This is a genomic window from Neoroseomonas rubea (assembly GCF_016106015.1).
In the GTDB taxonomy this organism is placed as follows: Bacteria; Pseudomonadota; Alphaproteobacteria; order Acetobacterales; family Acetobacteraceae; genus Neoroseomonas; species Neoroseomonas rubea.
This window is the reverse complement of record NZ_JACADQ010000122.1, coordinates 1-10,764: the sequence shown is the minus strand read 5'-3', so window position 1 is coordinate 10,764 and position 10,764 is coordinate 1. Positions and strand designations below refer to the sequence as shown.

Sequence of the window (10,764 nt, the reverse complement as noted above, 5' to 3'; positions counted from 1 at the left end):
CACGGCGTTGGCGCTGGTGCGGGCCGGCGCCGGCGGGCTGGTGCCGGAGGGAGGCGAGGCCGCGGCGGTGGGGCCGCTCGCGCTCGCCGCCCTGCGTCTGGCGCCACCGCTGGTCGCGGCGCTGCATGGGCTGGGCCTGCGGGATGTCGGCAGCTTGGCGGCGCAGCCCCGGGCGGGGCTGGTGCGACGCTTCGGGGCGGGGCTGGCGCGGGCGCTGGACGAGGCGCTGGGCGAGGCGGAGCGCCCCATCTCCCCCCTCCGCCCGCCGGCGGAACTGGAGGTGGCGCGGGACTTCGCCGATCCCGTGGTGACGCGGGAAGGGATCGAGGCGGCACTCGACGGCCTGCTCGCCGATCTCTGCCACATGCTCGCCCAGGCAGGACGCGGCGCCCGGCGCCTGATGCTGTGGGCGGGGCGGGTGGACGGGGAGGTCCAGGAGATCGCGATCGGCACCGGCCTGCCTGCCCGGGACCCGGCGCATCTGGCGCGGTTGTTCCACGGGAAACTCGAAACCCTCGCGCCCGAATGCGGCTTCGAGAGGCTGGCGCTCGCCGCCCTGGCGACCGACCCGATGACCGGCGCGCAGGCGTCCCTCGCTCCGGCCGGCCGCGCCGCGCGTCGGGAGGATCTCGCGCAGCTGCTGGACCGGCTGTCGCAGCGCCTGCCGGTCTGGCGCCTGGCGCCGCGCGCCTCCCATTGGCCGGAACGGGCGGTGCAGCGCGTCGGCGCCTTCGAGGAGGTGGCGGTGCCGAAAGGCTGGGCGGCCCGGCCGCGCCCGGTGCGGCTGCTGCAGCGCCCTCTCTACATAGGTGCGATGGCGCTGCTGCCGGACGCGCCCCCGTCCCTGCTCCGGATCGGGCGGCAGGCGCAGCGGGTGGTGCGGGCCGAGGGGCCGGAACGGTTCGAGCCGGAGTGGTGGCGCGACCGGCCGGGGCGGAAGCTGCGCGACTACTATCGGGTGGAAATGGCCTCGGGCGCGCGCCTCTGGGTCTGTCGAGTCGGGCTGGCGGAGCCGGGGGAGGATCCGCGCTGGGTGCTGCACGGGCACCTGCCGTGACGGGATATGCCGAACTTGGCGCGATGACGAACTTCTCCTTCCTCGAAGGCGCGTCGCATCCCCATGAGATCGTGCGCATGGCGAAGGCGCTGGGCCATGCGGCGGTGGGCGTGGCGGACCGCAATTCCTTCGCCGGGGTGGTGCGCGCCCATGTGGCGGCAAAGGCGGAAGGGCTGCGCTTCCTGCCCGGCGTGCGGCTGGGGCTCGAGGATGAGTCGGAATATCTTGCCTGGCCATCCGACCGTGCCGCCTGGGGTCGCCTGACGCGGATGCTGTCCGAGGCGCGGCTTGCCGCGCCCAAGGGCGAATGCCGCCTCGGGCGGGACGCGCTGGCGGCGGGGGTGAAGGGCTCGGTGCTGGCGCGGGTGGCGCCGGAAGCACCGGATGACGACTTCGCTGCGGCGCTGCGGCGCGACCGCACGGCGCTGCAGCGGGACCTCGCGCTGCCGCTCTTCCTCGCCGTTGCGCATCGCCATGGCGGGGACGACCGCCGGCGGCTCGATGCGCTGGCGGGGCTGGGCCTGCCCCTGCTCGCCGCCGGCGGGGTGCGCTTCCATGTCCCGGCGCGGCGCAGGCTGGCTGATGTGCTGGCGGCGATCCGGCTCGGCACCACGGTCGATGCGCTCGGCTTCGCGGCCCGGCCGAATGCCGAGGCGCATCTGAAGCCGGAGGCGGAGATGCGGCGCCTCCTCGCCGGGCATGGTGAAGCCATCGACAACACGCTGCGAGTCGTCGCGGCCTGCGCCTTCTCCCTCGACCAGCTGCGCTACGAATATCCGGAGGAGATCCTCGAACCCGGACTGACGGCGCAGGAGACGCTCGAGAAGCGGGTGGCGGAAGCGCTGGCGCGGCGCTGGCCGCAGGGCGGATCGGCCAAGCTGCGCGGGCTGATCGCGCACGAGATGAGGCTGATCCGGGAACTCGGCTACGCGCCCTATTTCCTCACGGTGGACGAGATCGTCCGCTTCGCGCGCTCGAAAGGCATTCTCTGCCAGGGGCGCGGCTCGGCGGCGAATTCGGCCATCTGCTACGTGCTCGGCATCACGGCGGCGGATGTCGACACGCACGACCTGCTGTTCGAGCGCTTCATTTCTGCCGCGCGCGACGAGCCACCGGACATCGACGTGGATTTCGAGCATGAGCGGCGCGAGGAGGTGATCCAGCACATCTACGAACGCTATGGCCGGCGGCGAGCGGCGATCTGCGCGACGCTGATCCGATACCGCCCGCGCAGCGCGATCCGGGAGGTCGGCAAGGCGCTTGGCCTGACGGAGGATGTGACGGCGGGCCTCGCCCGCGCGTCCTGGGGCCCGCGCGGAGACCGCGACATGGCCGATGTCGCGGCGGAGCGCGGCCTGGATGCGGAGGGCGACCCGCGGCTCGCGCTCACGATCGAACTCGCGGACGAGATCCAGGATTTTCCCCGCCACCTCGCAACGCATGTCGGTGGCTTCGTCATCACCAAGGGACCGCTGGTGGAACATGCGGTGGTGACACAGGCGGCGATGGAAGGTCGCACCACGCTCGAATGGGACAAGGACGACATCGAGGCGCTGCGCATCCTGAAGGTGGATGTGCTCGGCCTCGGCATGCTGTCCTGCCTGCGGCGCGCCTTCGACCTGATCGCGGCGCATCATGGGCGGCGCCTGGCGTTGGAAGACCTGCCGCCCGAGGATCCGCGCGTCTACGCCATGCTGCGCCGCGCCGATGCGGTCGGCGTCTTCCAGGTGGAAAGCCGGGCGCAGATGAACATGCTGCCGCGCCTGCGCCCGAGAACCTTCTACGATCTGGTGGTGCAGGTCGCGATCGTGCGGCCGGGACCGATCCAGGGCGACATGGTGCACCCCTATCTGCGCCGTAGGTCTGGGGAGGAGGCGGTGGACCTGCCCGGCCCGGCACCGGAGCATGGCCCGCCGGACGAGCTCGCCCAGGTGCTGCGCCAAACCTTCGGCGTGCCCCTGTTCCAGGAACAGGCGATGCGCATCGCGATCGTGGCGGCGAAGTTCAGCCCGACCGAGGCGGATGCGCTGCGCCGCGCCATGGCGACCTTCCGCGCCGAGGGAAAGGTGATGCAGTTCCGGGAGAAGTTCGTCAGCGGCATGACGCGCCGCGGCTACACGCAGGATTTCGCCGAGCGCTGCTTCCACCAGATCGAAGGCTTCGGCACCTATGGCTTCCCGGAAAGCCACGCCATGTCCTTCGCCCTGCTCGTCTATGCGAGCGCCTGGGTGAAGTGCCATCACCCCGCGGTCTTCGCGGCGGCGCTTCTCAACAGCCAGCCCATGGGCTTCTACGCCCCGGCGCAGGTCGTGCGCGACGCGAAGGAGCACCGCGTTGCCGTGCGTGCAGCGGACGTGGCAGCGAGCGACTGGGACTGCACGCTGGAACCCGATGCGCGCAGCGCGGAAGGGCTGGCGCTGCGGCTCGGCCTGCGGCTCGTCGCGGGCCTTGGGGAGGAAGCCGGGCGATGCATCGCGACGGCGCGCGCGGAGGCACCCTTCGCTTCCATCGCCGATCTCGCGCAGCGGGCGCGGCTCGATCGCGGTGCGCTGGAAGCGCTGGCGAAGGCCGATGCCTTCCGTGGCCTGGGGCGGGACCGCCGCGAGGCGCTGTGGGATGCGGCAGCGCTGTCCGCGCCGGCACCACCACTGGCTGCCGCCGAGGGGCGGGAGGCCGCGCCACGCCTGCCGCGCGCCACGGCGGGCGAACAGACGGTGCTGGACTATGCCGGCACAGGGCTGACGCTGCGCGCCCATCCGATGGCGCTGCTGCGTGCGCGGCTTGATGCCATGGGGCTGGCAGATACGCGCGCGCTGGCCCGCGCGCCGCAGGCGCGGCGGCTGCGCCTGCCCGGCCTGGTGCTGGTGCGACAGCGGCCGGGCAGCGCAAAGGGCGTGGTCTTCTTCACCGTGGAGGACGAGCACGGCATCGCCAATCTGGTCATGTATCCCGACATCGCGGAGCGCTTCCGCGCGGCGGTGGTCTCGGCGCGGCTGATTGTCGCGGAGGGGCGTGCGGAGCGGCACCAGAAGGCGGAGGTGCCGATCATCCACCTGCTGGTGGCGCGGGTCGAGGACAGGTCCGACCTGCTGGATGGGCTGCACCTGATGGAGGAGGCGCGGTGGGAAGGTGCGATGGCGCGTGCGGACGAGGTGCGCCGGCCCAATCCGCGCGACGATCCCCGCACCCGGGTGCGGATGCCGGCGAGCCGGGACTTTCACTGAACTCTCCATATTTGCGATTAATTCTCATTTGCGCTAAAAAATACGGGCACGACGATGAGGAGGCAGCATGTCGACGCGCGGATTGCCCAATTGGCCCTGGGCCGGCGCGGAAGCCGACGCACTGCCCGCGCCCGAGCGTATGCTACTCGACGGCATCCGCACCTGGTGGACAGCCGACGCGCCACTACCCGCCCTGCGCCTGTTGCTGGCCGCAGAAGATGCCGCGACGGCCGCCATACCGCTCGACGCCCTGCTGCGCGCCGCGCCGATCCGCGCCTGCGCGCCGCTCTGCCTGAACGTGAACACGGATGAGGCCGCGCTGCTGCTCGCCTGCGCGCTGGCCCAGCGCGGCGCTCGCAGCGAAGCGCTGGCCGCCCTGCTCCGCTTGCTGCCGCTCCGCGCAGCCTATGCGGCCATGCCGGCCGCCATCCATCTGGGCGCTGCCCTGCGCGGCGCCGGCCTTCTGCTGCGCAACCCGATCAGGGAGGCGCTGCGCCCCCGTCCGGCGGCGCGAGGGTGACGATCTCCGTCCCTTCCTCGATGCTGTCACCCGCGGAGCAGCCGAGATGCGCGACGATGCCATCCGCTGGCGCCGCGATGCGCAGTTCGGTCTTCATCGCCTCGAGGATTGCGACGACCTGGCCGCGCGCTACGGGATCCCCGACCGCGACGAGCATCTGTACGACGCGCCCGGGGATGGGGGCTGACAGGCGCCCTTCCGCCGCTGCCTCCCCGCCACGCGGCGCATAGGGGTCGAGCAATTCGAGCCTGTGGTCCACGCCCTCGAAGGTTAGCGAAACCGCGCCGTCATCCAGTGTGAATGGGACGCGCTGCCAGGTGCCGTCGACCGAGGCGCGCAGGTCTGCCGAGAGATCCGCCTGCACGGTGATCGGCGTCCCGTCGTCGACGACCACCTCCATCGCGCCGCGGCGACGGCGTACCAGGAGCTGGCGCACGCGCACCGAATCGCGCAGCGACAGCACTTCCTCGGACGCACCGAAAAGGCGGAAGCCGCGGCGACGATCCCACGGCCCCGAGCCTTCGTCGCGCAGACGAAGGCGTTCGAGATAGACCGCCGAAAACGCCGCGAGCGCGACCGGCGGCGTTTCGACCGGCGGCGGGATCAGTGCGGCCTCGTGCCGCGCGATGAAGCCGGTGTCGAGATCCGCCGCGACCATCGCCGGATGGGCGACAAGACGGCGCAGGAAGGCAAGGTTCGTCGTTAGCCCGCCAAGCTGCGTATCGGCGAGTGCCGCCGACAGGCGCCGCAGCGCCGACTCGCGATCGGGCCCATGCGCCATGATCTTCGCGATCATCGGGTCGTAGTGCGGCATGATCGCATCCTCGCTGCGCACGCCGGTGTCCATCCGTACGCCAGGCGCACTGCTTGGCCCGAAGAAACGCCGAAGCATGCCGACGGAGGGGCGGAACCCGGCGGAGGGGTCCTCAGCGTAGAGCCGCACCTCGACCGCGTGACCTTCGGCCTCCGGCGGTTCGTCGAGCGGCAAGGGCTCGCCGGCGGCGACGCGCAACTGCCATTCCACGAGGTCAAGGCCGGTGACCATCTCGGTGACCGGGTGCTCGACCTGCAACCGCGTGTTCATCTCCATGAAGAAAGCGTCGTCGCCCTCCACGATGAACTCGACCGTCCCGGCATTCACGTAGCCCACGGCACGGGCCGCGGCGATCGCGGCCTCATGCAGGCGCGCGCGCAGCGCCGGCGAAAGGTCGGGCGCCGGGGCTTCCTCCAGCACCTTCTGGTGGCGGCGCTGCACGGAGCAGTCCCGCGTGTGCAGATGAATGATGCGGCCCTTACGGTCCGCGAAGATCTGCACCTCCACATGCCGTGGCCGCTGCAGGTAGCGTTCGAGAAGCACGCGATCATCGCCGAAAGCGGCCCTCGCCTCCCGCCGTGCGCCGGCCAGCTCATCCAGGAAATCCGCAGCGCTGTGGACGGGACGCATCCCCTTGCCGCCGCCGCCGGCGCTCGCCTTGATCAGCACGGGGAAGCCAATGCCGGCGGCCTCCTTCGTGAGCCGTTCTTCCGACTGATCCACGCCATGATAGCCAGGAACAACCGGCACGCCGGCCGCGACCATCAGAGCCTTCGATTCGGCCTTGCTGCCCATGGCGCGGATCGCCGCAGCCGGCGGGCCGACGAAGACGAGCCCGGCTTCCTTGCAGGCTTCGGCGAAGTCCGCATTTTCGGACAGAAAGCCGTAGCCCGGATGGACCGCCTCCGCCCCGGCGGCCTTTGCGACGGCGACGATGCGGTCGATTCGAAGATAGGAATCACGTGCCGCAGCCGGGCCGATCGGATGCGCCTCATCGGCCAGCTGGACATGCAGCGCGCTGGCATCGGCCTCGCTGAAGACGGCGATGCAGCGGATGCCCATGCGCTGCGCCGTGCGGATGATGCGGCAGGCGATCTCTCCGCGGTTCGCGATGAGGAGGCTACGGAACATCGCGCTCACATGCGGAACACGCCGAAGCGCGTCTCCTCGATCGGCGCGTTCAGGGCCGCGGCGAATGCGAGGCCCAGAACATCTCGCGTGTCGGCGGGGTCGATGATCCCGTCATCCCACAGGCGCGCTGTCGCGTAGTAAGGGTCGCCCTCGCGTTCGTACTTTTCACGGATCGGGGCCTTGAAGCTCTCCTCCGCCTCAGCGCTCCACTGCTCGCCGCGCGCCTCGAGCGCGTCGCGCCGAAGGGTCGCGAGCACGCTCGCCGCCTGTTCCCCGCCCATGACAGAGATGCGTGAATTCGGCCAGGTGAAGAGGAAGCGAGGCGAATAGGCCCGGCCGCACATGCCATAGTTCCCGGCGCCAAAGGAACCGCCAGTGATCACCGTGACCTTGGGCACGTCGGCACAGGCGACCGCGGTGACGAGCTTCGCACCATCCTTCGCAATGCCGCCTGACTCGTATTTCCGCCCAACCATGAAGCCGGCGATGTTCTGCAGGAACAGCAGCGGAATGCCACGCTGGCAGCACAGTTCGACAAAATGCGCACCCTTCAGCGCGGATTCCGAGAAGAGGATCCCATTGTTGGCAATAATGCCGACCTGCATGCCCCAGATGCGGGCGAAACCGCAAACGAGCGTGCTGCCATAGCGGTGCTTGAACTCATCGAGTTCAGATCCGTCGACGATGCGGGCGATGATCTCCCGCGCATCAACCGGCGTGCGCAGATCCGGCGGGACAATTCCGTGGAGTTCGACGGGATCGAAGCGCGGCGGTGCCGGCGCATCGCCCGCGGCCATCGGCCGACGTCCCAGATTGCCGACGATCCGACGAAGCAGGCCGAGCGCATGCATATCGTCTGTGGCGAAGTGGTCAGCGACGCCCGAAAGACGCGTATGGACATCAGCGCCGCCGAGATCCTCCGCGCTCACGATCTCGCCTGTCGCGGCTTTGACGAGCGGCGGGCCGCCAAGGAAGATCGTCCCCTGCTCTCGCACAATCACTGCCTCATCGCACATGGCGGGCACATAGGCACCGCCCGCCGTGCAGGACCCCATGACTGCCGCGACCTGCGGGATCCCGGCCGCAGACATCCGGGCCTGGTTGAAGAAGATCCGACCGAAATGCTCCCGGTCAGGAAAGATCTCATCCTGATTAGGCAAGTTCGCGCCGCCTGAATCGACCAGGTAAAGGCATGGCAGTCTGTTCTGCCAGGCGATCTCCTGCGCGCGCAGGTGCTTCTTCACCGTGACCGGGAAATAGGTTCCGCCCTTCACGGTCGCGTCGTTCGCCACGATGACGCACTCGCGGCTCGCTACGCGACCGATGCCGGTAATCATTCCTGCGCCGGGAACCTCCCCACCATACATGCCATGCGCGGCCAGCGGGGAGAGTTCCAGGAACGGCGCGCCCGGGTCGATCAGCCTTTCGACCCGCTGGCGCGGGAGCAGTTTCCCGCGTGCGAGGTGCTTCTGCCGCGCGGCGTCCGGCCCGCCGGTCGCAGCGGTAGCGACTTCGCCGCGCAAGCGGTCGAGCAGCACGCGCATGCGGTCGGCATTGGCGCGGAAGCCCTCCGAGCGCGGCTGCACGGAGGAGGCGAGGATGTGGCTCACGCGGTCTCCCGGAACAGTTCGCGTCCGATCAGCATGCGGCGGATCTCGCTGGTGCCAGCGCCGATCTCATAGAGCTTCGCGTCGCGCAGCAGGCGGCCTGTCGCGTTATCGTTGATGTAGCCGTTCCCGCCGAGGATCTGGATCGCGTCGAGCGCCGCCTTCGTCGCAGCCTCAGCCGCGAACAGGATCGCGCCAGCTGCGTCCTTCCGCGTCGTCCTGCCCTGGTCGCAGGCGCGCGCTACGGCGTAGACATAGGCTCGGCACGCGCTGAGCATCGTGTACATGTCGGCAAGCTTGGCCTGGATAAGCTGGAATTCCCCGATCGGCTGGCCGAACTGCTTTCTCTCATGGACATAGGGCACGACCAGATCCAGGCAGGCCTGCAGGATGCCGAGCGGCCCGGCCGCCAGCACGGCGCGTTCGTAATCGAGGCCGGACATCAGCACGCGTACACCGCCGCCCACCTCGCCCAGCACGTTCTCCGCCGGTACCTCACAATCCTCAAAGACGAGTTCGCTGGTGGGGGACCCGCGCATACCCAGCTTGTCGAGCTTCTGTGCCGGCCGGAAGCCCTTGAAGTCGCGCTCGACGATGAAGGCGGTGATGCCCTTGGGACCTGCCGACGGGTCTGTCTTGGCATAGACGACGATAGTCTCGGCATAATGCGCGTTGGTGATCCACATCTTCGTGCCGTTGAGCACGTAGCGGTCACCCCGCTTTTCGGCCCGCAGCTTCATCGACACGACGTCGCTGCCCGCCGCGGGCTCGCTCATTGCGAGCGCGCCAAGATGCTCCCCGGAAATGAGCCTCGGCAGGTAGCGGCGCTTCTGCTCCGCCGTGCCGCAACGCCGGATCTGGTTCACGCAAAGATTCGAATGCGCGCCGTAGGACAGGCCGACCGACGCCGAGGCGCGGCTGACTTCCTCCATCGCGACACAATGCGCGACGTAGCCCATGTTCGCGCCACCATACTCCTCCTCAACCGTGATCCCGTGCAGACCAAGCGCGCCCATCTCGGGCCAGAGGTGCCGCGGGAATTCGTCCGTACGGTCGATCTCGGCAGCGATCGGCGCGATCCGCTCGGCTGCAAAGGAGCGGACGCTGTCACGCAGCATGTCGACCTCATCGCCAAGGCCGAAGTCGAGCGTGGGAATCTGGTTGGACGACATGGCGACCTCGGGGTCAGAGCCAGCGCTTGCGGCGCTTGTAGGATTTCAGGTTGCGGAAGGACTTCCGGTCGGCGCCATGACCGCCGAGATAGAACTCCTTCACGTCTTCACTCTCGATGAGCGCAGCGTCCTCTCGATCAAGCACGACCTTCCCCTGTTCCATGATGTAGCCATAGGAGGCGACTGAGAGTGCCATGCGTGCATTCTGCTCGACCAGGAGGATCGTAATCCCAAGTTCACGGTTGAGCTTGCGGATGATGCCGAAGACCTCCTGCGCCAGAAGCGGCGACAGGCCCATCGACGGCTCATCCATAAGTATCAGCCGCGGCCATGCCATGAGCGCGCGGCCAATCGCAAGCATCTGCTGCTCCTCGCCCGAAAATTAGCCCGCAAGCCCGTCCGTTCACGAAGACGGGGGAAGTATTCGAAGACCATGTCGATATCCCGGCAGACCTCGGGATCTGACCGCGTATAGGCGCCAAGGCGCAGATTCTCGACGCAGGTCATGTCAGAGATGATCCGTCGCTCTCCCATGAACTGGAAGATACCTTTGCGGACGATCCGGTGCGGGTCGATTCCGTTCAGCCGCTCCCCGTCGAAGCGGACCCCGCCGCGCGTGACCTGACCTTCTTCGGTCTTGAGAAGACCGGACATCGCCTTCAGCGTCGTCGACTTCCCGGCGCCGTTGGCGCCGAGCAGCGCGACGATGCTGCCCTTCGGAACCGAGAGAGAGAGGCCACGCAACACGAGGATTACCTCGCTGTAGACCACCTCGATGTTGTTCACCTCGAGGACGGGACGCGCCGCAGCGATCGCTGCAGCGGGCGGCTGCGTGGCCTCTTCCATGCTCACCAGCCGAGCCAGTCGGCGCGGCTCTGCTGGTCGATCGTCGCAACCGGCTGCAGCGCCATTCTACCCGCGACCATCAGTTCCTGCACCGTTCCCTGCACCGTTCCCTGCGCCGCGCTTCCGGTGACCCGCGCCCGGTAGAGTGCGACACGCAGCGTGCCGCGATGATCCTGAGTGCTGAAGTTGGACGCATCGCAGACGCCCTGGAATCCGTGGTCCTGACCCTCGAAACTGGTCCAGCGGGAGGGCAAGCTTTTGGGCACGTGGTCCTGCCCCCGGCTCTGGTCCGGGGTCTACGCAAGTTCTCGAGCTGGTTGACCTTGGTTGGCGAAAGCCCTCGGGGTCAAGTTGCCCAAGGCTGAATGCGGTCGCTCCTCGTTGTAGTGGCAC

General features: G+C 68.9%; 10 protein-coding genes. 3 read left to right on the top strand and 7 right to left on the bottom strand.

Annotated features, from left to right (window positions below; translation table 11 throughout):
* The 3 genes from HW577_RS26530 to HW577_RS13125 form a co-directional block, all read left to right on the top strand.
* The coding region (locus tag HW577_RS26530; RefSeq protein ID WP_232474900.1) for a DNA polymerase Y subunit UmuC family protein at positions 1 to 1,057 on the top strand (1,057 nt) is incomplete at its 5' end.
* Positions 1,054 to 4,281 carry an error-prone DNA polymerase gene (locus HW577_RS13130; protein WP_332837674.1) on the top strand — a complete coding sequence of 1,076 codons (3,228 nt, stop codon included), beginning with the start codon at positions 1,054 to 1,056 and terminating at the stop codon, positions 4,279 to 4,281. The genes HW577_RS26530 and HW577_RS13130, both read left to right, overlap by 4 nt.
* Positions 4,282 to 4,348: 67 nt before the next feature.
* On the top strand, positions 4,349 to 4,801 hold the full coding sequence (locus tag HW577_RS13125) for a hypothetical protein (protein WP_198376585.1): 453 nt from the start codon (positions 4,349 to 4,351) through the stop codon (positions 4,799 to 4,801).
* Here the strand turns inward: HW577_RS13125 and HW577_RS13120 are convergent.
* The 7 genes from HW577_RS13120 to HW577_RS13095 form a co-directional block, all read right to left on the bottom strand.
* On the bottom strand, positions 4,761 to 6,746 hold the full coding sequence (locus HW577_RS13120; RefSeq protein WP_198376584.1) for an ATP-binding protein: 1,986 nt from the start codon (positions 6,744 to 6,746) through the stop codon (positions 4,761 to 4,763). The genes HW577_RS13125 and HW577_RS13120 overlap by 41 nt on opposite strands.
* A 5-nt stretch (positions 6,747 to 6,751) precedes the next feature.
* Positions 6,752 to 8,290: a carboxyl transferase domain-containing protein gene (locus HW577_RS13115; protein WP_198376587.1), complete on the bottom strand. Its 1,539-nt coding sequence runs from the start codon at positions 8,288 to 8,290 to the stop codon at positions 6,752 to 6,754.
* A gap of 62 nt (positions 8,291 to 8,352) precedes the next feature.
* Positions 8,353 to 9,525, bottom strand: coding sequence for an isovaleryl-CoA dehydrogenase (locus tag HW577_RS13110; RefSeq protein ID WP_198376583.1), 1,173 nt, complete (start codon positions 9,523 to 9,525; stop codon positions 8,353 to 8,355).
* Positions 9,526 to 9,538: 13 nt separating this feature from the next.
* The gene (locus HW577_RS27190; protein WP_419956587.1) at positions 9,539 to 9,886 is read right to left on the bottom strand and encodes an ATP-binding cassette domain-containing protein; all 348 of its coding nucleotides are present in this window, start codon (positions 9,884 to 9,886) and stop codon (positions 9,539 to 9,541) included.
* Positions 9,844 to 10,371 carry an ATP-binding cassette domain-containing protein gene (locus HW577_RS27185; protein WP_419956586.1) on the bottom strand — a complete coding sequence of 176 codons (528 nt, stop codon included), beginning with the start codon at positions 10,369 to 10,371 and terminating at the stop codon, positions 9,844 to 9,846. Before HW577_RS27185 ends, HW577_RS27190 begins: the two co-directional genes overlap by 43 nt.
* Positions 10,372 to 10,373: 2 nt before the next feature.
* A complete protein-coding gene (locus HW577_RS13100) occupies positions 10,374 to 10,637 on the bottom strand; it encodes a hypothetical protein (RefSeq protein ID WP_198376582.1) in 264 nt (87 codons plus the stop codon).
* A gap of 30 nt (positions 10,638 to 10,667) precedes the next feature.
* The coding region (locus HW577_RS13095; protein WP_198376581.1) for an integrase core domain-containing protein at positions 10,668 to 10,764 on the bottom strand (97 nt) is incomplete at its 5' end.